Consider the following 24,669-nt stretch of genomic DNA (forward strand, 5'->3'; position numbering starts at 1 on the left):
CACCTGCCAAGGCTCAACCAGCCGCCTTCTTCACGTCCTTGATGTCGGCAAAGGCGATACCCGGCGCGCGCTCGCGGGTGTAATCCAGATTGAACTGGTTGCGCGCGAGAAAGACCGGATCGCCGTCGAGATCGTCGGCGACGCTAGACGAGTTGGACCGCACGAAGGTGTCGAACGTTTTCGGGTCATCCGAGGAAATCCAGCGCGCCAGCGTGAATTCGCTGACATCCCAGCTCACTTCAAGACCATATTCGTCCATCAGCCGCACGCGCAGCACGTCGAGCTGCAGCGGACCGACGACGCCGACCAAAGCGGGCGAGCCGTCATGCGGCCGGAACACTTGCACCACGCCCTCTTCCGCAAGCTGCTGCAGCGCCTCTTTCAGCTTCTTGGCCTTCATCGCATCCGGCAGCCGGACGCGGCGGAGGATTTCCGGCGCAAAGCTCGGCACGCCGACAAAGTTCAGATCCTCGCCTTCGGTCAGCGTGTCGCCGATGCGCACCGAACCATGGTTGGGGATGCCCACCACGTCACCGGCATAAGCCTCGTCCGCGACCGAGCGGTCTTTCGCGAAGAAGAATTGCGGTGCGTTCAGCGCAATCGATTTGCCGGTGCGGATCTGCTTGACCTTCATGCCGCGCGTCAGCTTGCCGGAGCAGAGCCGCGCGAAGGCGATGCGGTCCCTGTGGTTCGGATCCATGTTGGCCTGGATCTTGAATACGAAGGCCGACATCCGCGGCTCCTCGGCGTGCACGACGCGCTTGTCCGCCTTCTGGTCGCGCGGCGGCGGTGCAAAACGGCCGAGTGCATCGAGCAGATCGCCAACGCCGAAATTCTTCAACGCGCTGCCGAAGAAGACCGGCGACAGATGCCCCTCACGGAACGCCTGCAGATCGAACGGCTTGCAGGCCTCGCGCACCAGCTCGAATTCCCCTTCGATCGCCGATGCGTCGAGACTGGGGTTGAGCGCAGCGACTTCCAGGATGCTCATTTCGCGCAGCGTACCGGCCTTGCCGGCATCACCTTCGAGCAACCGCACGCCACCGCTCTGCACCTCGATGGTGCCGGTGAAATCGCGTCCGCGCCCGACCGGCCAGTTCACCGGCGTTGTGTCGAGCGCCAGCGTCTTCTCGATCTCGTCGAGAAGGTCGAAGGGATCGCGGGTCTCGCGGTCCATCTTGTTGATGAAGGTGAGAATCGGGATGTCGCGCATGCGGCAGACTTCGAACAGTTTGCGCGTGCGTGCCTCAATGCCCTTGGCGGCGTCGATCACCATGACCGCGGAATCGACCGCGGTCAGCGTACGATAGGTGTCTTCCGAAAAGTCTTCGTGGCCCGGCGTATCGAGCAGGTTGAAGACATGGTCGCCGTATTCGAAGGTCATGACCGAGGTAACGACCGAGATACCCCGCTCCTTCTCGATCGCCATCCAGTCAGATTGGGTCGTTTTGCGATTGCGCTTCGCCTTGACCTGACCGGCGAGCTGGATCGCGCCCCCGAACAGCAGCAGCTTCTCCGTCAGCGTGGTCTTGCCAGCGTCAGGATGGGAGATGATGGCGAAGGTCCGGCGCCGCTCGATCTCGGCCGCAAGCGGTGACCGGACCTCGGCGCCCGCCTCAGTGCGGACGGGCATGCTCATGATGGGGTCCTTGTACAGGTCCGTATTGGGGATTCAACCCCACAGATAGGCCCCGGCGCGACCGCATGCCACTAGTGTGGCGGTTCAGAAGTCCGCATCATTCCGCGGCGTGTCCGAATTGCGGACTTCTGAACCAAAGCCACACTAGATTCAATGAGTTGCCAGTGTCCTTCGAATCCGAAGTTCGCTCTCGAGAGCGCTGCGAAATCAAGCGAACTTCGGATTCAGGACACTGGACCTGTAGTGGGAAATAAAGGTAAGCCCCAACCAACAAGCCAAGAACAATCCAGAGGGAGGATCTCCTATGTCCGTACGTCTTTTAACCATGGCCACCGGCGCTGCCATCCTGGCAGCCGCGCTGACGACGCAGCCGGCCCAGGCGCAAACATATCCGGACCGGCCGGTGAAGATCATCGTGCCGATCGGCCCGGGCGGCAGCTACGACATCGTCGGCCGGACGGTGGCCGACGCACTCTCGAAGCGTCTTGGCCAGCCGGTCGTCGCCGAAAACAAGCCGGGCGCCGGCACCGTGGTCGGCACGCAATTCGTCGCCTCCTCGCCGGCCGACGGCTATACCCTCCTTGTCGGCGGCCTCAGCAACATCGTGTTCAACCCGTCGCTTTATTCCAAGCTGCAGCACGACCCGATGAAGGAATTTACGCCGGTCGCGATCGTGTTCGGCTTCCCCTACATCCTGGTCGGCCGCAAGGACCTGCCCTATTCGACGCTCGCCGAAGTCATCGAAGCGGCGAAGAAGGAACCCAACAAGCTGAGCATGGCGAATGCCGGCGTCGGCACCGGTCAGCATCTCGTCGCCGCGGCGCTGATGCAGGCGACCGGTACGAAATTCCTCGATGTACCCTACAAGGGCGCGCAGGCGGCCTATCCCGATATTCTCGCCGGCCGCGTCGATTTCTTCATCGACTCGTTCTCTGCCGCCTTGCCGCATGTGCAGAACGGAGCGGTTAAGGGCATTGCGCTGGCAGGCCCCAAGCGCAATCCACGGCTGCCGAATGTGCCGACGATGGCGGAAGCCGGCGTCAAAGGCTTCGACATCGATTCCTGGATCGGCATCTTTGCGCCGGCCAAGACGCCGCCGGAAGCGCTCGCCAAGTTGCGCAAGGAAGTGCGGGCGATCATCCCGGAGCTGAAAGACGCCTATGCGAAGATTGGCGGCACGACGATCGAAATGAGCGAGGCCGAGACCGGTCCCTTCATCCAGAAGGAATATGACTCCTGGACCAAGGTGATCAAAGACACCGGCATCAAGCTGGATTGATCGCAGTCTCGCGTCCCGGACGCGACGCGGCATGAGCATAGCGACTGGTGCGTCGCTGATCCGGGACCCCGGTTGTATGGGTCCCGGTTCTGCAGCGCACCGTTTCACGTTGCGCCGCGCCCGGGACAGGAGCTTTACTGTTAGCCGGTCCCTATCCTGAACGCGGCGTCGAAGCCAAGTTCGCGCTTGGCCTTCTCGCTCGATACCGTACCATCGTCCTCGGCGAGGTTAAAGATGCCGGGCTTGCCCTGCGCGAGCGCCAGCAACGCCGCCTGCGCCGCCGCATCCACATGCAACGGCCCCGGCCCCTTGGCGATGTCCGTCCATGTGCCGGGACCGTAAAGTCGGCCATAACGCAGCACGATGCCATCGATGCCCTGCGTCTGCGTCACCGCTTGTTCGAGCGCGATGACGCCGGTCTGCGATAGATCGAGCGGTTGATCTTCGGTCAGCGGCCCCTGCCCCGGCGTGTACGCAAAGGCGATGCTCTGCGCGATGACGCGGCGCACGCCCGACGCCAGCGCGGCATCGACCAGGTTGCGCGTGCCTTCGATCCGCAGACGCGCATTGGCTGCGCGACCTACTTCGAGTTTTACGGGATCGGGGTCCTGCGGCAGATCGGTCAGTTGATGAATGACGACGTCAGGCTGCGCGGCATAGACGGCGAGTTTCAGCTTCTGCGCATCGTAAGCATCGACCACCGCCGCGGTCGCGCCAAGCGCCTGCAAGGCCGCCGCCTTTGTTTCGGAGCGTGTCGTTCCGACGACCTCGTGCCCAGTCTTGCGCAGCAGCACCACGAGACGGCGGCCGATGACACCAGTGGCCCCGGCCAGAAAGATTTTCATCAGCGCTTCGCCTCCTGCAACTTGATCATCTTTTCAATCAGAGCGGAACGGCTTTGGCATCCGCTCGCCATTTCAAATCGAACATCAAACCGGCCGGCAGAGTTGCAAGCGCCGGTGCGATCGGCAATCCGGCAACAGACAACAGCTTCGCAACCCAGTGATTGCAGACATTGAAAATATGAAATGACCCGTTCGCCCGATAGAACAGGCTCGGTCCGTAAAGGCCATGCCGGAGCACCTCCGGCTGCGGTGGCTCTCCGGTCCGCGCAAAGCTTGCATCGAGCGCACGCATCATGCGACTGAAACCTGCCTCGCTCACAACCACGCGAACAATATCGGCGGATGCGAAACTGCGGCGCGGCGCATCAGTCAGCCCAACAACGTGCATAACCGAGGTATTGCCGGGCAGAAACAAGGCCCGCAAGGCAAGACCTGGCGTCAGCGATGAGACCTCGCGAACCGATGAATAGAAGCCCTCATCGCCCCAGCCCATCTCGATGAACGGATAGCCCGCAAAGCGTTGCGCCACCGCGATCAACGCGGCATCGCCTTGACGGCCGGCAACCTCCGCGACCCGTGCGGTCGGTAATACGAGGCCGGCATGATAGCCGTGGCTAACGACGAAAACCTCAATCGCGCCGCTACCGGCGGGTGGCGGCCACAACGCAGGATTTCCCGGCCGTGCCGTCGCAACTGTCAGAGCCGCGACGGCGATCACGAGCGCAGCAAGGCCGAACCCGAGATAACGAGCGGCCCGGCGCATCCCTCAGGCTGCACCCTTCAGCCGCTCCAGCGCGTCAACGATCTTGGCCTTGCGGCCTTCGGCTTGCTCGCGCTTTTCTTTTTCCTCTTCGACTACCTCTTCCGGCGCATTGGCGACGAATTTCTCGTTGCCCAGCTTGGCATCGACGCGCTTGATATCGGCATCGGCCTTGGCCAGTTCCTTTTCCAACCGCGCTCGTTCAGCGGCGAGATCGATCACGCCCTTCAACGGCAGCGCTGCAATGTCCCCGCGGATCAGGAGTTGGACCGAACCTTCAGGCGCCTTGTCGGCAAACATAACCTCCGACACGCGCGCGAGACGCTTCACGAATTCCAGCCAGCGGCTGGCGCGAGCTTGCGTCTCCTTCGCGGCGTCGACCAGCACCAGCGGCATCAATGTCGCCGGCGCAATATTCATCTCCGAGCGCAGCGAGCGAACCGATGTGATGAGATCGATCACCCAGCCGATTTCGGCTTCCGCGGCCGGATCGTCGAGGCCTTCATGCACGGGCCATTGGGTCAATGCCAGCATATTGGGGCGCTGCTGATCGGCCTCTCTCAGTTGAGCCTTTGTTTCGTCCATGCGCTCCGGCTCGACCGCGAACGGTCCCGTCACCCACCACAATTCCTCGGTGATAAACGGCATGAACGGATGCAGCAGCTTGACTATGTCGTCGCGCGCCCAGGCCACCATGGCGCGCGTTTCGTCCTTGGCCTCGCCGTCGGGTCCAATCAGGACCGGCTTCACCAGTTCGAGATACCAGTCGCAATAGATGTTCCAGACAAAGCGGTAGGCCGCGCCGGCGGCTTCGTTGAACCGATAGGCTTCGATCGCCGCCGTCACCTCGCGCGTCGCCTTTGCCGTTTCATGCGCGATCCAGCGATTGAGCGTCAGCTTGGCACTGGCGGGATTGAAATCCGGCACGGTGATGCACTGGTTCATCTCGGCAAAGCGCGCCGCATTCCAGAGCTTGGTCGCAAAGTTGCGGTAGCCTTCGACGCGCTGCGTCGACAGCTTGATATCGCGGCCCTGCGCCGCCATCGCCGCCAGCGTGAAACGCAACGCGTCAGCGCCGTATTTGTCGATCAGGTCGAGCGGGTCCATCACATTGCCCTTCGACTTCGACATCTTGGCGCCCTTCTCGTCGCGGACGAGGGCGTGGATGTAGACGGTGTGGAACGGCACTTGTTCCATGAAGTGCAATCCCATCATCATCATGCGTGCGACCCAGAAGAAGATGATGTCGAAGCCAGTGACCAGCACATTGGTCGGATAGTAGCGTTTGACCTCCGGCGTATCGTCCGGCCAACCGAGCGTCGAGAATGGCCACAAGGCCGACGAGAACCAGGTGTCGAGCACGTCTTCGTCGCGCGTAAGGTAAGCAGCCCGGCGTGCCGCATCCTGCGCGATCGCCTCGCCCTCTTCCTCGCTGATAGCGCCGTTGGCAGTGTCATAAGCCAGCGCTTCGGCCACCGCCTCATCTTCGGTTTCGGCGACATAGACCTTGCCGTCGGCGCCATACCAGGCCGGGATCTGATGGCCCCACCAGAGCTGACGCGACACGCACCAGGGCTGGATGTTTTCCATCCACTCAAAATAGGTCTTTTCCCAGTTCTTCGGCACGAATTTGGTTCGGTCGCTGCGCACCGCGGCGATAGCATCCTGCGCCAGCGTCTTGGCGTCGACATACCATTGATCGGTGAGGAACGGTTCGATCACCACATTCGAGCGGTCGCCATGCGGGACCATGTGCGTGTTCGGTTCGATCTTCTCCAGCAGTCCCTTTTCTTCCATCCGGGCGATGATCGTCTTGCGCGCGACCTCGCGGCTCGTGCCATGCATGGCGAGCGTCTCGGTCAGGTCGGCGGACGTCTCGACGCCATCGAGAAACGCGTCATTGTCCTTCAGGTTCAGCCTTGCCTCGGTATCGAAGATGTTGATCTGCGGCAGATCGTGCCGTTTGCCGACCTCGAAGTCGTTGAAGTCATGCGCAGGCGTGATCTTCACCGCGCCCGATCCCTTCTCGGGATCGGCATAGTCATCGCCGACGATCGGAATGCGCCGGCCGACCAGCGGCAGGATCGCGTATTGGCCGATCAGATGCCCGATCTTCTCGTTGTCGGGATGTACCGCGACTGCGGTATCGCCAAGCATGGTCTCGGGACGGGTCGTGGCAACGGTAATGAACTCACCGGGGCTGCCTTCGATCGGATACTTGAAATGCCAGAGATGGCCCTTCACCTCGACCTGCACGACTTCGAGATCGGAGATCGCGGTCAGGAGCTTCGGGTCCCAATTGACCAGCCGCTTGTCCTTATAGATGAGGCCCGAACGATAGAGTTCGACGAAGACCTTCAGAACGGCCTTCGACAGTCCCTCATCCATCGTGAAACGTTCGCGCGACCAGTCGCATGAAGCGCCCAGACGCTTGAGCTGATTGATGATGGTGCCGCCGGATTCGGCCTTCCATTCCCACACGCGCTCGAGAAATTTTTCGCGGCCCAGATCGCGGCGCCCGGGAAGCTGGCGCTCCATCAATTGCCGCTCGACCACCATCTGCGTGGCGATGCCGGCATGGTCGGTTCCGACCTGCCAGAGCACATCCTTGCCGCGCATTCGCTCGAACCGGCACAGGATATCCTGCAGCGTATTGTTCAGCGCATGCCCCATATGCAGCGAACCAGTCACATTCGGCGGAGGAATGACGATACAGTATGGGTCCGCATCGGCGCGGTCCGGCCGTCCGGCACGGAATGCCAGCGCCTGTTCCCACGCTTCTGAAATGCGTGGCTCCACGTCCGAAGGCTGATAAGTCTTGTCAATCATTTGGAAATCCGCTTTCGGCGCCTCGCGCCAGCGCGCTACAAAGCCCGCCTGCTTGCGTACTGTCAACGCCAATGCGGGCCATACGCATTAATCGAACCGGTCCTTAAAATTGTGTCGACTCCTGCTCCCCTCGCAACCCCCAATCGCGCGATTTTCCTGTTGTCGCTGTCGGCCTTTGCCAGCCAGGCCATGGTGCGGGTGTCGGACTCGCTCTTGCCGCAGATTGCCACCGACCTCGCCGTCACGGTCGGCGCCGCCTCGGTTGTGGTGACCGCTTACAGCATCGCCCACGGGACCGTGCAGCTTTTCGGCGGCGAGATCGGCAATCGATTCGGCAAGTATCACGCGGTTGCCGGCCTGACCATCTTTTCGACCGTGGTCGTGTTCTTGTGCGGCCTTGCGGCATCGCTGCCGCAACTGGTGGCGTTTCGTCTGCTCAGCGGCCTGGCCTGCGGCTGCGTCATCCCGCTGGCCATGGCCTATGTCGGCGACGTCGTGCCTTACGAGCACCGCCAGCAGGTGCTCGGGCGCTTCCTGACGGGACAATTATCGGGCCTGCTGTTCGGTCAGGTCGCCGGCGGCGTGCTCGGCGACTGGTTCGGCTGGCGCAATGTGTTCTTCATCCTCGCCGGGCTGTTCGCCATTGCGGCTGCGCTCCTGATTGCCGAACTGACATTCAATCCAGCCACACGAGCTTCAAGTTCACGGTCCACGCGGCAAAGCGGTCTCGTTGGCGAATACAAACTCGTGCTCCGCTCTGCCTTTGCGCGGCTGATGATCACCAGTGTCTTCGTCGAGGCCGCTCTGCTCTACGCAGTCCTGGCCTATGTCGGTGCCGATTTGCATTTGCGCTTCGGCTTGGGCTTCACGCTGATCGGCCTCGTCGTCGGATGCTTTGCGCTTGGCGGTCTGCTCTACACGTTTCTGGTCAGGGTGCTGGTCAACAGGCTCGGCCAGATTGGCCTCGTCATCGTCGGCGGCGGCTTCGTCTCGCTGGGATTTTTCACCCTGGTCCTGCAACCGGTCTGGTGGCTGGCTCCCATCGCCATGGTCGCCGTCGGCCTTGGCTTCTACATGGTGCACAATACGCTGCAGACCAATGCGACGCAGATGGTGCCGCAGGCGCGCGGCACCTCGCTCGCGATCTTCTCATCATCGCTTTATATGGGATTGACCGCAGGTGTCGCCGCAGCAGCACCGTTTGTCGACCGCTTCACCGCAGTGCCTGTCTTTCTCATCGCAGCGATCGCCTTTCCGGTCTTGTGTGCGGTGATTGCCCGCGGCCTCATCCGCAAGCGTCGCGCCGAACTGAAAATGCCGACTGCGATCTGATGGTCTTCATGCAAAGACCCCGGATCTGCTCGATCCGAGGTCTTTCATCTCAAACGAGATTGACAGTTTTAACGGCCGCGCGAAACCCGCTCGATTTCCGCACGCACCAACCGCTCGACCAAGCTCGGAAGATTATCATCGAGCCAGGACTTCAGCATCGGCCGCAGCATCTCCTTGACCAGATCGTCCAGCGTACGGGCATTTTGCGTCAGCACCGTATGCGCGAGCGATGAGAACGCCGAATCCACGGCGGCGCTTGCCGTGTTCGACATCAATGGATTTTCCACGCTGGCCGTCGGTGTCGGGCGCACTTCCGGGAATGGGTCGGCAACATAAGCCTGCACGGGCTCTTCCTTCATTGCAGGAGCCGGCTTGGGTTCCGGCGCAGGTTCAGCGAAGATCACATCGGGTTGCGCCTCGATGGTCCGGAACGGTGCCGGCTGTTCCGGCACACGCATCGCTTCGGTCAGATCGAGAATATCCGCAGCGGGCTCCTCGACGATCGGAGACGGCACGACGGACACAGGCGGGGCCGCTACCGGCCGCGAATGTGCCGGCGGGATATCCTGAAGTAACTCGACTGGCATTGCCGGCTTCGGAGCAGGTGCCACGGCAACCGGTTTCAGCACAGGCGGTGCGGGCGGCGGCGGCGCAACCGGCTCGGGCTGGAAGGCAGCCGGCGTCGTGGACAGCCCTGCAGGCTTTTCCACCTCATCGTCTGCAATGATGCGACGGATGGAGGCGAGAATTTCCTCCATCGATGGTTCTTGCGATTTTGCCGGCTGAGTCATGGGCCGTTGCGCTTTCTACGAGGTCGGGCCGTCCGAAACGGACCGGTGTCGAATCAAGCTTAACTATCGCCGTTTTTGGCGAAGTTGGGGAGTATCTCACGCTAATTGCGAATAACAAACAGCGTCATGTGACTAGTTCATAGCACAGCGGAGCCGAAACTGCCGCGCATGAAGACACGGAACTTAGCGGCCGTCCGGTGTACGAATGCCGATCCAGCTATCCCGCACCTGCTGATAATGAATCATCGGATCGTAGAGCGGCACCTGCAGACCAAGCGTTGGAATATTCAGGCGGCCAACCGCCGACAACAGCGTATATGACGCGACGACGCGATCGCGCTGTGCCGTCACCAGGGCCACGCGCGCATTCACAAGTTCCTGCTGCGCGTTAAGCACATCGAGCGTGGTGCGCTGACCGACGCGCGCTTCCTCGCGCACGCCATTCAGGGCAATCTCGGCCGCCGTCACCTGCGACTTGGTGGCTTCGATCTGCGCCTTGGCGGCATCGAGTTGCCCCCACGACTGGACCACATTGGCACGGGCTTGATCGCGGTTCAGCGCAAGCTCGAGCCGACGCTGTCCGACCGTCTCTTTGGCCTGACGGATCAGCGAATATTCCCCGCCGCCCTGGTAGATCGGCACCACGACCTGCCCGATCACCGATGCATTGAAGCCACGCCGCGCCGTCTCTGTCGCATTGTGATTCTGCTGGGCATTGGCCACCAGAGAGACCTGCGGATAGAGGGAACCTTCGTTGACCTTGACCTGCAGTTGCGCGACGTCAACACCGTGTTCGGCTGCGGTCACGGATGGGTTCTCGGCTTGTCCTTGTGCCACCGCGATATCCAGCTTGCGCGGCGACAACCGATCGACAGGCGTACCGGCAGTTAGACGGCCGGGATCGAGGCCGATGACACGGCGATAGGCGGCCCGCGCGGTCGTGAGATTGGCCTGCGCGGTCAGCATCTGCGACTGCGCCGCAGCCACACGTGATTCGGCCTGCGCAACGTCCGTCCGTGTCACTTCACCAACGTTGAAACGGTCGCGTGTCTGGCGCAACTGTTCCTGTATGACTTCGACGTTACGTTTTTGCAGATCAAGGATCGCGCTGGCCTGCAGCACATTCATGTAAACGGTCGCAGCGTCGAGCAGGACCGTTTGTTCGATCACACGCAGGGTCTCACGTGCGGCAAAGACCTGGCTCTCGGCCTGGCGCGTCGTGTTGGCCGTGGTGAAGCCGTTGAAGATATTCTGTGTCAGCGTTGCGCCGTAGCCGGCCGGATAGGTCCGAGACGACTCGCGCCGTTGCTGGGTGGTCGTGCCTCCAAGCACGTTCGGCACACTCTGTATATTGGTGTTGTCGGTCCACTGCACACCGTAATTGGCGGTCGCGCTGATCTGCGGCCGATAACCGGACAATGCCTGCGGGACGGCCTCGTCAGTAGCCCGCACGAGCGCGCGCTGGGCATTCACTTGCGGATTGTTCTGATAAGCCTGAATGAGTGCCATTTCGAGGGTATCGGCGAACGCCCCCTCCGACGCCATCACGCATGCGGCGGCCAGTAAGTAACGTCCCGCACGCAAGACGGACATCCTCAACGCTCCCCCCAAAAACCAAACGCCCGCGTCTGGCGCCCCCGCGACAGACTCAACGAGCCACAAGCATTTGGGAACTATATCCGCGATATGTCAGGGGTTTAAAGCCCCTGCCGTTCCAAATGCACCGAAAGACGCCGCACTGAGTATTTCGGGTGACAGGTGTGCCCGGCCGGGTCAGAATACGAAGGCGGCCGGCTTAGCAAATCCGGGCAACGACGCCCCCGACGCATCAAAAATGGCCTGACTGGTCATGTCGTCGAGGTCTCGCTGGTATAGGGTGGCTTTGGTCGCGGGACCTGTTCCGGAGATACAGACGAGGCGGCCGCCGTCAGCAAGCTGCTGGCAGAGCTTTTCGGGTTCCACCCCGATGCAGCCTTCGACCAGAATCACATCATAAGGCGCGGCCTTCGGGTATCCATCTACCAGAATCCCCTGAACGATCTCAATATTGCCTGTCTGCGCCAAAGTCGTTTTGGCCGCGTGGAAAAGTGCCTCATCCTGCTCCAGCGCGACCACCGAAGCCGCCAGTTGTGACAGCAGCGCCGCCGCATATCCCGTGGCGCAACCCACATCCAATGCTCGATCTTCCGGCGCGATGTTGAGGGCCTGAAGCATTTTTGCCAGAACCATCGGCTTCAGCATACGGCGGCCCTCCCCGCCCACCGGCAAATCGAGATCGAGATAAGCCAGGCCGGACGACGATTTTGGTACGAACAGCTCGCGCGGTGTTTCCAGCATCGCGTGAATCAAAGGACGATCGGTGACATCGGCGGTGCGGACCTGTGTGTCCACCATCGTACGGCGCAAGGCTGCGAAATCGGCCATCGGGGCATCCGGAAGTATTGCAGAAGGCATTGATTGTGCCGCTTCTGCGGCAGGCCACACCAAAACGCAAGATATGACGGGAACAAGACGGCATCTCGCATCCGATGTGTTGCCGCAGCGCAGTGCCTCCTATATGACGACCGCCTGGGGCCACGTGGCGGAGTGGTTACGCAGAGGACTGCAAATCCTTGCACCCCGGTTCGATTCCGGGCGTGGCCTCCAGATTCACACCATCGATGTCCTGAGGCCTATGATTTTGGCGCAAAACGCCAAAACCACAGCCGATTTCAACATCGAAGCTTTGCAATCCGCGGCAGCTTTGTTATAGCCGCGCGGCGTTCCCCGGTAGCTCAGTGGTAGAGCAACCGGCTGTTAACCGGTTGGTCGCTGGTTCGAATCCGGCCCGGGGAGCCAGTTTTTTTCACACACTACCGTTTGCGAGTTGCGTACCACCGTCCTGCAGCAGTAATTGCTGACTGCCGCACGCTCGCCCCGCCGGCGCCGGATCGCATCACACTTGGTGCGATTAAAACTCCTCCCACTCTTGTTTAACGGCAAGCGCACCTTGCACATTGCGGCGTCCTTGCGACGCAGCGGCCTTGCGCGCCGGGGCGATCGGTGACGGCTTGCGAACCACCGCAGCTCTGGGCGGAGCTACAACCGCCGCCACGGACGGGCCTGCCCCGTCGAGCTGAAACACAGCAACGCGGCCGTCGAGCGCGTTCGACTGGTCTTCCAGCGTCTTCGCCGTTGCCGCATTCTCCTCGACCAAAGCCGAGTTCTGCTGCGTCACCTCGTCCATCTGTGCCAGTGCCTTATTGATCTGGTCGACTCCGGCGGCCTGTTCGGAGCTCGCATCGGCGATGTCCGCCACGATGTCGGCGACCGCGCGGATAGACTGCAGAATCTCCTTCAGCGAGTCGCCGGCGCGGTTGACGAGTTGTACGCCCTGCTCGACCTGACCCGACGAGTTCACGATCAGGTCTTTGATGTCTTTCGCCGCTTGCGACGAGCGCTGCGCCAGACTCCGCACCTCGGACGCGACCACCGCGAACCCCCGGCCCGCTTCGCCCGCGCGCGCGGCTTCCACCGCGGCATTGAGCGCCAGCAGGTTGGTCTGACGCGCAATCTCGTCGATCACCGAGATGATGTCGGAGATCCTGCGGGAGGATTCCTCTATCCGCGCCATCGCGGTCACCGCTTCGGCGACCACTGCCTCGCCGTGGCCTGCCACGTCGCGCGTCTCACGCGTGAGCTCGTTGGCGCGCTGCGCGTTCTCCGCATTCTGCTTCACCGTCGCGGCGATCTCCTCCATCGAGGCCGAGGTCTCTTCCAGGCTCGCGGCCTGCTCCTCGGTGCGCTGCGACAGGTCGGTGGTCGCGGTCGCGATTTCGGCCGCGGCGTTGGAGATTTCCATCGAGGACGACGCGATCCGCTGCACCGTATCCTGCAGCTGCTCGATGGCGCCGTTGAAGTCGTTCTGGACCTTCTTGTACTCGGCGGTGAACTCCTTCGACACGCGATAGGTCAGGTTGCCGCGAGCGAGGTTCTCCAGGCCCTGTCCGAGTTCGGCCACCACTTCGGCAACGATGCGCGCTTGCTCGGTCTCACGCCGTGTACGCTCATCGCGCTCTGCCTGTTCGCGTCGCGTGATCTCGGCTTCTTTTTCAGCCTCAAGCCGCATCTTCTCGGCCAGCCGCTTCTTGAACTCATCGACAGCACCGGCAATGTCGCCGATCTCATCCTTGCGGCCGACGCCAGGCAAGACAATATCGAAATTGCCCGCTGCAAGCTGCCGCATGCCGCCAGTCAGCTTCTGGATCGGCGTCGCAATCAAACGCGTAGAGATGAAGGCGATCAGTCCTGCGAGCAACAGCCCGACGAACAGCAGCGTCCATTGCGACTGCTGAAGGAACGACATGTCTCTCAGCACGGCGTCCCGCTCTTCCACCAGCATCAACTTCTGATTGGTCTTGATGCCGCCGGAGCGCGTGCCGTCCGCCTGCTTCGGACCGTCGATTAGGTCGAGAATCTTCAGGGCTCGCGGAGCCGCTTCAGTCGCCAACAGGTGAACCGGCACGTTCCATTGCGCAGATTCTCGAATCTCGAACATCTTGGCCGGCAACGGCGAGAATACGTTATAGGCGTTGGTAAGATTGTCGAACGACGTCTTCTGACTCGGCGTCAACAGCGCACGCTGATTGTTCAGGCTCGAATAAGCGCGCTGATAGGTTTCCGCCAGACGCGCATATTCGTCCTTGTTGGCTTTGTCGCCAGACAGAAGGAACATACGCAACTGGGCGGCCGCAGCAGCGAAATTGCCGCGTAGATCGGCCATGGTCTTCAAAAGGCGCTTGCGATCCACCGTCGCCTCGAGCCCCTCCTCGATGTCAATCATCTTGGTGATCGCGCCGAATATGATGGCCGCCTGCGGCGCAGCCTCGTTCAGCAGCAATCTCGTGGCCGGGAATGCGTCCGGCGTGAACGCGACCGACTCCGCCTTGTCCTGCGCGGCCCGGAACTCCTGCAGCAGCGACTTGGCTTCCGCCCACATCTTCTTGTTGGCCGGATTGGTGAAGCGTTCCGCCTTCGCATCGAAGGAAGCGCTGGTCGCGTCCAGTTCCTTCCACATCGCCGCCCGATCATTCTTGCCCTGCGGATTTCCGGTCAGCAGATAACCTCGCAAAGTGGAAAGCGTGGAATAGAGATTGCCGACGAGTTCGGTGCTGTCGAGCGCAACCGGCACGCGCAGATTGGCCATACGTTCAACCGTCGTCGACGCGCTGTTCACAACACCAAGTGTGAATCCGACGGCGATCGCCAGGATTGCGCTGACAGCGGTAAATCCCGCCAGCAATTTGGTACTGATCCGGCGATCGGCGAGAAAGCCGGCCCCAGGTGTAGTTACGATCTGCTGAGAAGGCATCATGGGCACGGTCCTCGCCGTTTCATTTCCACGCGGCTGGCCAGCGCGCAGCGTCGGTCCATGCCGCCCCCTATCGGCCCGAGCTCTCGTGCATTAGTTCGATAGGAAGCCGCACGTAAACCGCAGGACCGCGAACGTTAGTAGTTCATCAACATTGATTTTCTGTAAATTGGTAATCTCGGCCATCCGTGCCGACATCCTTCGTCGATGTTCGCGCCTCCGGTTCCCTTTCCAAGGGAGCTCGCATATTGCCCTCACAGTGGAGGGGCGACTTTCTGCGGCGACGGGCGCGTCAACGGCTCTATCTGCCTTTCGGCTCGATCATGAGTGCGGCGCGACGGCATCACTGAATTCGGATCAGGAACGCGGCGCTCAGCCATTCACCGCGTTAGGATTAACTGGTTAGGTTAAGCCGGCAATTTGGTTGCGAATTTAATTAAGACTTTTACGGATCACATATTGCTTGGCATGCCGCCCCACACCCCCGGGGTACAGCAATACGGACCGCCGGCTTAAGCCCCCTAGACGCCGGCGGTCCACTTACGAGAAACGTAATTTAAGAAGCCTCAACCACACGCAACCGTGACGAGCTTGTGATCGCATTCGGTGCGAATGCTCACACCAGAACGTCAAAAAAAATCGTGGTGGAAACAGTCGTGGCGAAGTTCGAGACACCGTATCGTGTGTGCGAAATAGAAAAAGCAATCCGGCGCCGCCTTCGGAATAGCGGAGATACGCGGTCGACCATGGTCCAAGTCATGTGCGCATTTCCCGATCTCAGCATCGCGGAATATCTTTCGATCCAGCGGGCCGTTCTGAACAACCGCGCGTTCAGGGGGCCGACGAAAAAGATGCGGCTGGCGTAAGATCGTTCGGTCGCCGGGACTGATCTGCGACGAGGCGGTTATTGCCGCAGGAATTCCGGATTATGGCCGTGCGCTTTGGCCCAGGATTGCAGCGCTTCACGCGTGATCTCAGTGTGCCAGGTGGGATTGGCGCGCTCCCGGTCGATCAATTCCTTGCTCATGTTCGGTTTGGCGGCAATTGGCAACGCACCGGTCTTGATGGCGTCCAGCATCGCTGTCGCCCACGCCATTGAATCGCGCGAATAAGGATGGCCTGGCTCGATGTCGCACCATAACCGCGAGGCATTGGCGATGTTCATCTGGCTCACCAGCTTCCAGGCAGAATAATTCGGTTGCTGTGACACGGCCGCCACCGTTGGCGCAACGCGCGCTGGCGGATTCTTGAGGACGTGAAATGCAATGACGAGCGCGATGGTTGCAGCGAGCGAACAATACCCCGCCATCAACGCCATCGGCACGCCGGCCCCTTGTGCGATGGCCAGCCCGGTGCAGGAGATTGTCAGCAGCAGGCCGCCGCAGAAAACAGCCACCTCCGGCAATCCCATCGCCGACAGCAGACGCGTCAAGCTTGCGGTTGAGACTTGCAGTTGATCCTGGGTCTCTGAATCGCCCTGGCTTTGCGCGACCGAAACTGTTGACGTCTGATTGCCGATCATGCGCTCGCTTCGTTCTCTGCTATTCCACAGGTCCAACTTCGAACGCCGCGCTGACTCCAAATTCGAATCATCCGACGTGCGTCTGCAATTAATCGTGCGCTTGCGCCTTCTGCAATTCTTGACAGTGGCGCCCGATACGAACAGGACGAACTCACAGATCTGATTCCGGCCCGCCGCTTTCCTTTATCTCAGTGCACGGGACCAGCAATTTGACCTTAACCCATTTACCCAAGGACAAGAATCAAGCGCCATGCTGCCCGGCGCTACGCGCTTGTCGGCCGAACCCTGACGACAAGACCTCACGGAGAAACCGCCATGAAGCTGTTTACAACGTCTGTGGTGCTCGCGTCGTTGATCGCCGGCCAAGCCCTGGCAGCCGAGAAGGTGTCTCTCGTCGGGACCTGGACCGGCCAGCGCGAACGGATCGCGAAAGTCGAAGGCCTGAGAGAAGGTGTGGCGACGTTGGTCATCACCGAACAAAAAGGACGCACGTTCAAGGGCTATCTCAACCGTTCCAACAAGGACGGTGATGTCAAAGAAGACCTGTGGGGCGCGTTCACACCGGGCGGTCGCCTGATGGTCGGGTCGGACGACGAAGGCATTTATTCGTTCGACCTCGTCAACAGAAACACGCTCGACTATTGCTATGTCGAAGCCGGCAATTCTCCGCGCTCGGTCTGCGCGCGGCTTTCCCGGAAGCGATAAGGCCCGTCGCTTCAACAAAAAGCCCGGCGTTTCCGCCGGGCGACAACGTCATCGATCGAACTGACCTTCAGTCCTCGTAATCGTCTTCCAACGGCGCGGGAGTCCACAAGGGCCCCCTGGACAAGGAAATCTTGCGGCGGCCGGATTCGCTTGCTGCAATCGTCGGCTTTTCCGCCTTGCGGGATAGTTCGAACAGCACAGCGCCGGCCCGTCCGCCCGCATCCAGGAGGTCGTTCTCGTCGCAAGTCGATGCAATGGCGAGACTCAAGGCTTGCAGATGCGCCCGCCGGTAGCAGAACAAGGCCAGCATGGCTCGCGTCTGGGAGGGTATCGTTTCTACCAGCTCCGGTAACCCCTGCGCGTGCGTGCGATACAATTGCCCGAACAGACTTTCCGGTACCGGGCACACGTCGTCTGAAGCATTCAGACCGTAGGACGTCATTGCCAAATCCCCTGCGAATCTATCGTTTTAGGAAAATGGAGCCGAAGTTCTTAAGAGGACGTTAATCTTCGTAACAGCGCCCGGGAACGGCGATCTTTGATCTCGCTCAATGCGCAGGTGATGCACCGGCGCCACGTTTTGCTCCACAATTGAAGGAGCAAAAGAGCCATGACCGCCGGCACCGCACTTGTCGTCGCCCTGATCACCCTCGCCTTCTTGGCATTCGCCCTAGGCTTGGCTTTCGTCGATTTCTGGTCGCGCAATCATCGCCGGCCGTTACAGACCCCGGCCTCCGAACAGGCGGCCAGGGCAGCTATGAAGACTGCGGCCAAAGGCAAGAGCGCCGATCTCAAGGCCGCTTAGCGTCAGCTCTTAGGGTCAGCCTTTGGCACGACCTTGTGACAATGGCAGCTTGGCGATTTCGGCAATGGCATCGCGATTGGGTTCGAAGCCGAGGCCCGGTTTGTCAGGCAAGGTCAGCCAGCTATCCTTCGGGGCAATGAGCCCAGTATAGAGCATCTTGTAGAGCTCGACCGCAAGATAATGGTGCTCGACCAGCGAACCATTGGCGACGCCAGCCTGCAGATGCATGTTGTGATAGGACCAGGCGCCGCCATTGGCGACCAAGACATTGTGTGAGGCGGCCAGCCCGGCGATCTTGACGCATTGGGTGAAGCCGCCGGTGATGCAGACATTCGGCTGCGCATAGTCGATCGCTTCGGCGCTCAGGAGATCGCGGAAACGATACAGCAGCCCCTCATTCTGACCGCAAGCCAAAGCCATGCCGGTATTGCGGCGGAGCTGCGCCATGCCGGGCACGTCGTTCTGGGTCAGCGGCTCTTCGAAGAATGAGATGTTATAGGGCTTGATCATCTCAACTAGCTTAGTCGCATGGTAGAGATCGAGATTGCAATTGGCGTCAATGAAGATCTCGATATCCGACCCCACTGCCTCGCGCACGGCCTGCACGCGCTTGGCGTCCTCCCGGATCGCATCCATGATCGGACGGTCATTCTTGTGTTTGATCGCCTCGCTCGCGACAGTCATCTTCAGCCGTCGGAAGCCATCGGCCACCCATTTCTTTGCCGCCGCAGCCAGCTGCTCGCGATCGAAAAAGCCGAAGCCGAAGGTCGCATAGACCGGCACCCGCTCGCGCGCCCCGCCCAGCAACTTCCAGACCGGCATATCCAATGCCTTGCCCTTGATGTCCCAGAGCGCGAGGTCGACGGCGGCAAGCGCGTGCGCGGCGTAACCGGTCTGCCCACGCGGCATTGTCGTCCAATAGATCTTCTCCCAGATCCGCTCATGCAAAAGCGGATCGTCGCCAATCAGATTGGGCGCGATCACGCCATTGACCACCTGTGCGACGACATCCTCCTCGGTGATCGAGGTGAACCCATGACCGACAATACCGGTGTCGGTTTCCACCTCGACATAGCAGGTCGCGAGCGATGTCTTCTTGTCCACCCCCATCAGGTCGATGTGCAGCGGTACGTTGAGCGGCGTGGCGGTGACGCGGGAGATTTTCATTCGGGCATTCCGGATTTCGATGGATCTGGCAGCGATGAAATGGATTGCCCATCGCTCCCAACGTCAACGGACTGCCGGTGGGCAGCCCGCAAACTTTTGAAATTTGCCTATAGCGCGACGGAGCTTCTCCCGGCAATTTATCGCCGCGCATGGCAGAATGAATTCGTGCGCCGCAAACGCAGTGCTTCCGTTGACCAGTCAAACACGACAGGGTCGCGGCCAGAAACGTCAAGGAGGACAGCAGTTCAAATGGCGAAATCCGCAAAGGCAAAGAAGGCAAAAACCTTGCGCGGCAAGACCTTACGCGGCAAGGCCGCAAAGAAAGGACCGACCCGCGCCCAGCGTGAAATGAAGGATCCGGTCTTTGCCGGCGGCATGAAGGTTCGCCGCGCCATGTGGGGCCGCGACGGCGCCGAAGGACAAATCAACGCAGCCGGCGATTTTATCTGGCCGCTCCAGGAAATCGTCACCAAATATTGCTTCGGGGAAACATGGACGCGGCCGAAGCTCTCGCGAAAAATCCGTTCGATGATCACGCTGGCGATGCTGGTCGCCATGGCGCGGCCGCACGAACTCAGCGTGCACGTGCGCGGCGCCATCGCCAACGGCGTGACCAAAGACGAGATACAGGAAATCCTCATTCACGCGATGGTCTATTCCGGCATTCCGCGTGGCGTCGAAGCTTTCCGGGCCGCGGAAGCAACGCTGAAGGACATGGGTCTCGAATAGCATGGGTACTCGAATAGATATGGGCCTCGAATAAAGAACAAAATTGAAAACGGAAACGCACAATGACAGACATCAAGACAGTCGGCTTCATCGGGCTCGGCAATATGGGTGTACCGATGGCCGCCAATATCCGGCGCGGCGGCTACGAGGTGGTCGGCTTCGATCTCGATCCCGCACGCGCAAAGGCCTTCGCACAGGAACACAACGCCCGCGCGACCGATCAACTGGCCGAACTCGGCAGGGCCTGCGACGCCATCGTCACCATGCTGCCGACCGGCCGCGAAGTGCGCGACGCGCTGTTCAACATGCAGGGCGGCGCGCTCGCGGCCAATCTCAGGCCCGGCGCTTTCATCATCGACATGAGCTCGGCCGATCCGGTCGGTACGCGAGAGCTGGGCAAGGACGTTGCCGCCCGCAAACTCGTCCTTGTGGACGCGCCCGTCTCCGGCGGCGTGCCACGCGCCAAGGATGGTTCGCTCGCGATCATGATCGGCGGCGATGCGGACGCTGTTGCCGCGGTGAAGCCGGTCCTGGCCTGCATGGGCAACAAGTTGTTCGAAGTCGGCAGCCTCGGCTGCGGGCATGCGATGAAATGCCTCAACAATTTTCTCGCCGCCGCGAGCTTTGCCGCGGCATCCGAGGCCATGACCGTCGGTCGCAAATTCGGTCTCGACCCTGCTGTGCTGGCCGATGTGGTCAATGTCTCGACCGGCCGCAGCTTCGTGTCCGAGAACCTGCTCAAGCAGCATGTGCTGAGCGGCGTGTTCGGCACCGGCTTCGCCCTCGGCCTGCTGGCGAAGGACGTGAGGATCGCGGCTGATCTTGCCGACCAAATCGGTGTCGATGCGCCCGTCGGCCGCCTCATCTCCGGGATGTGGGCGGATGCGCGCGACGCACTCGGCGGCGAGCAGGACCATACCCGCGCGGTGATCCACTGGGAAAAGCGGGCACTCCCCTCCGCAGCCGAATAAGCGGCGATGGGCAGGAAATAGGCATCACGAAATGGCTGGCGTCACCTTATCGCGCTGGAGAATTGATGGGAGTGACGCTAGCCTTGCAACATGATCGCCGGAACAAGGCGACTTTGGGAGGGTATCCATGAAACGCATTGCCATTGCTGCGGCGGCCTGTGCGCTCGCTGCGACTTTTGCCGGCCCTGTTGCGGCGCAGGACAAACCGGTCGAGCTTCGCTTCGGCCACTGGGTGCCGCCGAGCCATCCGATGCATCCGGCGGTGGAAGCCTGGGCCGAGTCGATCAAAAAGGCGTCGAACGGCACCATCACGATCAAGATCTATCCGGCACAACAGCTCGGCAAGGCGTTCGACCATTACAATATGGCGCGCGACGGCATTGCCGACATCGCCCACACCAATCCCGGTTATGAACCGGGACGCTTCCCGATCATGGGACTGTCGGAGCTGCCCTTCATCTTCGCCAATTCCAAGGAAGGCAGTGCCGCGCTCGACGCGTGGTATCGCAAATACGCCGACCGTGAGATGAAGGACGTCAAATACTGTCTCACCTTCGCGCATGATCCCGCCACCTTCCACACCACCAACAAGAAAATCACGGTGCCAGGCGACGTGAAGGGCATGAAAATCCGTCCGGCCAACGCAACCATCGCGCGTTACATTTCGCTGCTCGGCGGCGCCAACGTGCAAGCCTCGGCACCGGAATCGCGTGACGTTCTCGAGAAGGGCATTGCCGAAGGCATCACCTTCCCATGGGGTTCGGTTATCCTGTTCGGCATCGACAAGGTCACCAAACATCACCTCGACTCGCAGCTTTACGTCACCGAACAGGTTTTCGTGCTGAACAAGCCGAGATACGAATCGCTCTCCCCGGCGCAGCGCAAAGTCATCGACGACCATTGCACGTCGGAATGGGCGCAGAAGATTGCAACCCCATGGGCTGACATGGAGTCGAGCGGCCGCGACAAGATCAAGGCGCAGCCGGGTCAGGACGTTTACCCGCTCACACCCGCACAGCTTGCCGAATGGCGTAAGGCGGCAGAGCCGCTCAAAAAGGAATGGGAAACGCAAGTGAAGAAAGCGGGCTACGACCCGGCCGTGATCTACAAAGAACTGCAGGATGAGTTGAAGAAGCGCAACGCCGCTTATTGATCCTGATTGTCGTAAGGAAAGGCCGGTGCAGCAAGGCACCGGCCTTTTGCATTGCAGAGCTTTCCCAATACCACCCGACGTTGCCATGAGACCGCTTGCGGGCCGATAAGCTGCGGCTAGACTAAAGCTTGCATCCCGCCACGAGGCGCAATCGCGCGGCGATGCCACGGACCGGCATTACGACCGGCCGTGCATAAAAATCCGACGCGCCTCAATGGGGAGAAAAGCTCATGGCGATGCGACCGCGGTCACAATACTATATTCCCGGGTTGGCTCGGGTTTACGCCAACCTTGATGAATGGGCGCATGTTCTGATCCGCGTTGCACTCGGCGCGATTCTGATCCCGCATGGGATGCAGAAACTGTTCGGTGCGTTCAGCGGGCCGGGCATGACGAACTTCATCGGCCTGTTGCAGAAGGTTGGATATTCGCCTGCCGTCGCTTCGATGTTTGGCTGGATCATCGCGCTTCTGGAGTTCGGCGGCGGCATCCTTTTGATCATTGGCCTGTTCACACGGCCAATTGCCTTCGCCGTGCTGATCTTCATGCTGGAGGCGGTTCGCTTCCATTACGGCCGTGCTGGCACGATGTTCTGGACCGCACCGGGAAGCGGTTTTGAATATCCGCTGATCCTCGCGGCGATAGCGCTCTATCTCCTCATCCGCGGGTCCGGCCCCCACTCGGTCGATGCCAGGATGGGCAAGGAGTTCTGACAGACCTGTCATTCCGGGACGCGCGAATGCGCGCCCGGAATGACGAAAGAGGGTTATGCCGCCGGTGCCGGTGCCGGCAGCGGCTCGTTGCGGCGCACGACCTGCACGGTCATCTCGCCGATCTGCTCGATCTTCGCATGCATCACATCGCCGGCCTGCACAGGACCGACACCTTCGGGCGTACCGGTCATAATGATGTCGCCGGGATAGAGCCGGTAGAAATTCGAGCAATAGGAAACAAGCTTAGCGACGCCGAAGATCAGCTGGCTGGTATTCGCCTTCTGCTTGACTATGCCATTGACGGTGATCTCCATGTCCAGATTATCCGGATCGGCAATCTCGTCGGCGGTGACAACATAAGGTCCGACAACCGAGAAGCGGTCGAGCGACTTGCGCAACGAACGCTCTTCCGGACCGCGGATGGTCATATCGAGACCGATCGCATAGCCGGCGATATATTTCAGCGCGCCCTCTTCCGGAACATCGAAACATTCCTCGCCGATGATCGCCGACAGTTCGACCTCGTGATCGGTACGGCGATCTTTTTCGACCACGGCCACCGGCTCGGACGCACCCGACAGCGAGGAATTGGATTTCAGAAACACACCGTAATGATCGATGGTCTTGATGATCTTGCCGAAATTGATCTGCGCATCCTTGTTGGCTTCATCGATATGCGCATGATAATTGACCGGTGCGCCGATGACCTTTGATGGGTTCGGCACCGGATTGAGCAGCTTCACCGAGCTGATCGGCACGCCCTGCACACGATCGGCGGCGGCTTCCATGTCGCCCCGCAGCTTGGGCAACGCTGCAATCAACGGATCATAGACCGGCAGCGGCCAGCGGACTGCCGGCAATTTCTCCAGAACCGAGGTCACGTCATGGACGCGATCGTCCCGGACCACGCCGAGACGATCGTTATCGTATCTGCAAAAGCGCATTCACACTCTCCGCTGGTCGCACAGGACCGCGGCGAGCAAGGATGCCGCGATCAGTTCACTTTTTGGCGCCCGTCTTTTTCACCACATCGGCCCATTTGTCGATATCCTTGCGCAAATAGGCGTCGAATTCGTTGGGCGACATCACCATGGGCACCGCCCCCTGCTTGGCCCATGCTTCCTTCACGTCCGGCCGGTTCACGATCTTGCCAATCTCCGCATTCAGCTTGTCGATGATCGGCTGCGGTGTCTTGGCCGGCGCCATCACGCCGAGCCAGATGGTTGCCTCATAGCCCGGCACGCCAGCCTCACCGACCGTGGGGATGTCAGGCGTCAGTTCCGAACGTTTTACGCCGGTCGTGGCAAGCGCTTTGACGGTACCTGCCTTGGCATTCGTGGACATCGTCGTCACCGCATCGAACATCATCTGCACATGACCGCCGATAACGCTGTTGCGTGCCTCGCCCGAAGCCTTGTGCGGCACATGCACGACGTCGGTGCCGCTCATCGCTTTGAACAATTCGCCCGCCATGTGATACGGCGTTCCCGGCCCCGACGAGGCGTAGTTCAGAGCGCCGGGCTTCGACTTGGCCAATGCAACAAATTCTTTGACATCCTTCACCGGGACCGAGGGATGAACCACCATCATCAGATCGGAATAATTGATCGGTGCGACTGCAACGAAGTCGGTCATCAGTTTGAACGGCTTGTTCGGTGTCAGCGTCTCGTTGACCGTATGCGTATTCGACATCAAGAGCAGCGTATAGCCATCGGGATCGGACTTGGCGACAGCGTCCGTACCGATGATCGATCCGGCGCCGGGGCGGTTCTCGACGACGAAGGGCTGCTTCAAGGTCTCACCGAGATGCTGCGCGAGAACGCGCGCATAGACGTCCGCCGGACCGCCGGCACCGAATGGCACAATGATCTTCACCGGCCGCGATGGATAATCCTGCGCGTGCAATGCGGATGCTGAAACACTCAGCAGAAGGCTCGCCAGTGCAAGCGCGAATTTCGACCGGATGGTCATGTTGGCTTTCTCCCTAAAGCGTTTTGTCTCCTCGCCGGTGATAGAACACCTGACCGGCGGCGGCAATTCCGCAGATTGCGCCGCGTCGCCGCGCCACGTTTTCACATG

General features: G+C 60.7%; 21 protein-coding genes and 2 tRNA genes. 10 read left to right on the plus strand and 13 right to left on the minus strand.

The genetic code is table 11. The features are described 5' to 3' along the window. Positions 1-13: 13 nt before the first annotated feature. The gene (locus CAK95_RS24050) at positions 14-1,639 is read right to left on the minus strand and encodes a peptide chain release factor 3 (protein WP_086090215.1); all 1,626 of its coding nucleotides are present in this window, start codon (positions 1,637-1,639) and stop codon (positions 14-16) included. Between the two features lie 304 nt (positions 1,640-1,943). Between CAK95_RS24050 and CAK95_RS24055 the strand changes: the two genes are divergently transcribed. Then, positions 1,944-2,918, plus strand: coding sequence for a Bug family tripartite tricarboxylate transporter substrate binding protein (locus CAK95_RS24055; protein ID WP_086090216.1), 975 nt, complete (start codon positions 1,944-1,946; stop codon positions 2,916-2,918). A 140-nt stretch (positions 2,919-3,058) separates the two neighbouring features. Here the strand turns inward: CAK95_RS24055 and CAK95_RS24060 are convergent, their stop codons facing one another. From CAK95_RS24060 to CAK95_RS24070, 3 genes are read right to left on the minus strand one after another with little or no spacing between them, the layout of a single operon-like run. Next, entirely contained in the window at positions 3,059-3,763 is a 705-nt protein-coding gene (locus tag CAK95_RS24060) for an NAD-dependent epimerase/dehydratase family protein (RefSeq protein ID WP_086090217.1), read from the minus strand. 37 nt (positions 3,764-3,800) lie between these two features. Next, complete coding sequence (locus tag CAK95_RS24065) at positions 3,801-4,526, minus strand: DUF2459 domain-containing protein (RefSeq protein ID WP_086090218.1); 726 nt, start codon at positions 4,524-4,526, stop codon at positions 3,801-3,803. A 3-nt stretch (positions 4,527-4,529) separates the two neighbouring features. After that, positions 4,530-7,352 carry a valine--tRNA ligase gene (locus CAK95_RS24070; protein WP_086091630.1) on the minus strand — a complete coding sequence of 941 codons (2,823 nt, stop codon included), beginning with the start codon at positions 7,350-7,352 and terminating at the stop codon, positions 4,530-4,532. 111 nt (positions 7,353-7,463) lie between these two features. On the opposite strand from CAK95_RS24070, the gene CAK95_RS24075 reads away from it, so the two are divergent. Next, on the plus strand, positions 7,464-8,684 hold the full coding sequence (locus CAK95_RS24075) for an MFS transporter (protein WP_147413518.1): 1,221 nt from the start codon (positions 7,464-7,466) through the stop codon (positions 8,682-8,684). 68 nt (positions 8,685-8,752) lie between these two features. Here the strand turns inward: CAK95_RS24075 and CAK95_RS24080 are convergent, their stop codons facing one another. From CAK95_RS24080 to CAK95_RS24090, 3 genes are all read right to left on the minus strand, one after another. Then, on the minus strand, positions 8,753-9,475 hold the full coding sequence (locus tag CAK95_RS24080; protein WP_086090220.1) for a PopZ family protein: 723 nt from the start codon (positions 9,473-9,475) through the stop codon (positions 8,753-8,755). A 183-nt stretch (positions 9,476-9,658) separates the two neighbouring features. After that, entirely contained in the window at positions 9,659-11,068 is a 1,410-nt protein-coding gene (locus CAK95_RS24085; protein WP_086090221.1) for a TolC family outer membrane protein, read from the minus strand. A 180-nt stretch (positions 11,069-11,248) separates the two neighbouring features. Beyond that, the gene (locus tag CAK95_RS24090; RefSeq protein WP_086090222.1) at positions 11,249-11,899 is read right to left on the minus strand and encodes a protein-L-isoaspartate O-methyltransferase family protein; all 651 of its coding nucleotides are present in this window, start codon (positions 11,897-11,899) and stop codon (positions 11,249-11,251) included. Between the two features lie 148 nt (positions 11,900-12,047). Here CAK95_RS24090 and CAK95_RS24095 point away from each other — a divergent pair. Both CAK95_RS24095 and CAK95_RS24100 read left to right on the plus strand, forming a co-directional pair. Beyond that, a tRNA-Cys gene (locus CAK95_RS24095) sits at positions 12,048-12,121 on the plus strand. A gap of 117 nt (positions 12,122-12,238) precedes the next feature. Beyond that, positions 12,239-12,313, plus strand: a tRNA-Asn gene (locus CAK95_RS24100). A gap of 112 nt (positions 12,314-12,425) precedes the next feature. On the opposite strand, the gene CAK95_RS24105 is transcribed toward CAK95_RS24100, so the two are convergent. Together CAK95_RS24105 and CAK95_RS24110 are read right to left on the minus strand one after the other, a co-directional pair. After that, positions 12,426-14,828, minus strand: a complete 2,403-nt coding sequence (locus CAK95_RS24105) for a methyl-accepting chemotaxis protein (RefSeq protein ID WP_086090223.1) — start codon at positions 14,826-14,828, stop codon at positions 12,426-12,428. 901 nt (positions 14,829-15,729) lie between these two features. Continuing rightward, a complete protein-coding gene (locus tag CAK95_RS24110; RefSeq protein ID WP_086090224.1) occupies positions 15,730-16,347 on the minus strand; it encodes a hypothetical protein in 618 nt (205 codons plus the stop codon). A 315-nt stretch (positions 16,348-16,662) separates the two neighbouring features. Here CAK95_RS24110 and CAK95_RS24115 point away from each other — a divergent pair, with 315 nt between their 5' ends. Beyond that, entirely contained in the window at positions 16,663-17,052 is a 390-nt protein-coding gene (locus CAK95_RS24115) for a hypothetical protein (RefSeq protein ID WP_086090225.1), read from the plus strand. A gap of 67 nt (positions 17,053-17,119) precedes the next feature. On the opposite strand, the gene CAK95_RS24120 is transcribed toward CAK95_RS24115, so the two are convergent. Next, complete coding sequence (locus tag CAK95_RS24120) at positions 17,120-17,494, minus strand: hypothetical protein (protein ID WP_086090226.1); 375 nt, start codon at positions 17,492-17,494, stop codon at positions 17,120-17,122. A gap of 168 nt (positions 17,495-17,662) precedes the next feature. Here CAK95_RS24120 and CAK95_RS24125 point away from each other — a divergent pair, with 168 nt between their 5' ends. Then, complete coding sequence (locus CAK95_RS24125; protein ID WP_086090227.1) at positions 17,663-17,857, plus strand: hypothetical protein; 195 nt, start codon at positions 17,663-17,665, stop codon at positions 17,855-17,857. Positions 17,858-17,872: 15 nt separating this feature from the next. On the opposite strand, the gene CAK95_RS24130 is transcribed toward CAK95_RS24125, so the two are convergent. Then, the gene (locus CAK95_RS24130) at positions 17,873-19,024 is read right to left on the minus strand and encodes a mandelate racemase/muconate lactonizing enzyme family protein (protein ID WP_086090228.1); all 1,152 of its coding nucleotides are present in this window, start codon (positions 19,022-19,024) and stop codon (positions 17,873-17,875) included. A 249-nt stretch (positions 19,025-19,273) separates the two neighbouring features. Here CAK95_RS24130 and CAK95_RS24135 point away from each other — a divergent pair, with 249 nt between their 5' ends. The 4 genes from CAK95_RS24135 (at position 19,274) to CAK95_RS24150 (ending at position 22,590) form a co-directional block, all read left to right on the plus strand. Next, a complete protein-coding gene (locus CAK95_RS24135; protein ID WP_342587969.1) occupies positions 19,274-19,753 on the plus strand; it encodes a carboxymuconolactone decarboxylase family protein in 480 nt (159 codons plus the stop codon). Positions 19,754-19,815: 62 nt separating this feature from the next. Next, positions 19,816-20,724, plus strand: a complete 909-nt coding sequence (locus tag CAK95_RS24140) for an NAD(P)-dependent oxidoreductase (protein WP_198343758.1) — start codon at positions 19,816-19,818, stop codon at positions 20,722-20,724. Positions 20,725-20,851: 127 nt separating this feature from the next. Further along, a complete protein-coding gene (locus CAK95_RS24145; protein ID WP_086090229.1) occupies positions 20,852-21,877 on the plus strand; it encodes a TRAP transporter substrate-binding protein in 1,026 nt (341 codons plus the stop codon). A gap of 230 nt (positions 21,878-22,107) precedes the next feature. Next, positions 22,108-22,590: a DoxX family protein gene (locus tag CAK95_RS24150; protein ID WP_086090230.1), complete on the plus strand. Its 483-nt coding sequence runs from the start codon at positions 22,108-22,110 to the stop codon at positions 22,588-22,590. A gap of 53 nt (positions 22,591-22,643) precedes the next feature. Here the strand turns inward: CAK95_RS24150 and CAK95_RS24155 are convergent, their stop codons facing one another. Beyond that, entirely contained in the window at positions 22,644-23,534 is an 891-nt protein-coding gene (locus CAK95_RS24155) for a fumarylacetoacetate hydrolase family protein (RefSeq protein WP_086090231.1), read from the minus strand. Positions 23,535-23,589: 55 nt separating this feature from the next. Continuing rightward, positions 23,590-24,561: a Bug family tripartite tricarboxylate transporter substrate binding protein gene (locus CAK95_RS24160; RefSeq protein WP_086090232.1), complete on the minus strand. Its 972-nt coding sequence runs from the start codon at positions 24,559-24,561 to the stop codon at positions 23,590-23,592. Positions 24,562-24,669: the final 108 nt, after the last annotated feature.

It is taken from the genome of Pseudorhodoplanes sinuspersici (assembly GCF_002119765.1).
In the GTDB taxonomy this organism is placed as follows: Bacteria; Pseudomonadota; Alphaproteobacteria; order Rhizobiales; family Xanthobacteraceae; genus Pseudorhodoplanes; species Pseudorhodoplanes sinuspersici.

Coding starts and splice junctions, on each gene's coding strand:
- CAK95_RS24090 (WP_086090222.1), bottom strand. CDS start 11,899: ATGGCCGATTTCGCAGCCTTGCGCCGTACGATGGTGGACACACAGGTC.
- CAK95_RS24150 (WP_086090230.1), top strand. CDS start 22,108: ATGGCGATGCGACCGCGGTCACAATACTATATTCCCGGGTTGGCTCGG.
- CAK95_RS24050 (WP_086090215.1), bottom strand. CDS start 1,639: ATGAGCATGCCCGTCCGCACTGAGGCGGGCGCCGAGGTCCGGTCACCG.
- CAK95_RS24125 (WP_086090227.1), top strand. CDS start 17,663: ATGACCGCCGGCACCGCACTTGTCGTCGCCCTGATCACCCTCGCCTTC.
- CAK95_RS24120 (WP_086090226.1), bottom strand. CDS start 17,494: ATGACGTCCTACGGTCTGAATGCTTCAGACGACGTGTGCCCGGTACCG.
- CAK95_RS24060 (WP_086090217.1), bottom strand. CDS start 3,763: ATGAAAATCTTTCTGGCCGGGGCCACTGGTGTCATCGGCCGCCGTCTC.
- CAK95_RS24160 (WP_086090232.1), bottom strand. CDS start 24,561: ATGACCATCCGGTCGAAATTCGCGCTTGCACTGGCGAGCCTTCTGCTG.
- CAK95_RS24065 (WP_086090218.1), bottom strand. CDS start 4,526: ATGCGCCGGGCCGCTCGTTATCTCGGGTTCGGCCTTGCTGCGCTCGTG.
- CAK95_RS24135 (WP_342587969.1), top strand. CDS start 19,274: ATGGCGAAATCCGCAAAGGCAAAGAAGGCAAAAACCTTGCGCGGCAAG.
- CAK95_RS24130 (WP_086090228.1), bottom strand. CDS start 19,024: ATGAAAATCTCCCGCGTCACCGCCACGCCGCTCAACGTACCGCTGCAC.
- CAK95_RS24080 (WP_086090220.1), bottom strand. CDS start 9,475: ATGACTCAGCCGGCAAAATCGCAAGAACCATCGATGGAGGAAATTCTC.
- CAK95_RS24140 (WP_198343758.1), top strand. CDS start 19,816: ATGACAGACATCAAGACAGTCGGCTTCATCGGGCTCGGCAATATGGGT.
- CAK95_RS24085 (WP_086090221.1), bottom strand. CDS start 11,068: ATGTCCGTCTTGCGTGCGGGACGTTACTTACTGGCCGCCGCATGCGTG.
- CAK95_RS24110 (WP_086090224.1), bottom strand. CDS start 16,347: ATGATCGGCAATCAGACGTCAACAGTTTCGGTCGCGCAAAGCCAGGGC.
- CAK95_RS24145 (WP_086090229.1), top strand. CDS start 20,852: ATGAAACGCATTGCCATTGCTGCGGCGGCCTGTGCGCTCGCTGCGACT.
- CAK95_RS24115 (WP_086090225.1), top strand. CDS start 16,663: ATGAAGCTGTTTACAACGTCTGTGGTGCTCGCGTCGTTGATCGCCGGC.
- CAK95_RS24055 (WP_086090216.1), top strand. CDS start 1,944: ATGTCCGTACGTCTTTTAACCATGGCCACCGGCGCTGCCATCCTGGCA.
- CAK95_RS24155 (WP_086090231.1), bottom strand. CDS start 23,534: ATGCGCTTTTGCAGATACGATAACGATCGTCTCGGCGTGGTCCGGGAC.
- CAK95_RS24105 (WP_086090223.1), bottom strand. CDS start 14,828: ATGATGCCTTCTCAGCAGATCGTAACTACACCTGGGGCCGGCTTTCTC.
- CAK95_RS24070 (WP_086091630.1), bottom strand. CDS start 7,352: ATGATTGACAAGACTTATCAGCCTTCGGACGTGGAGCCACGCATTTCA.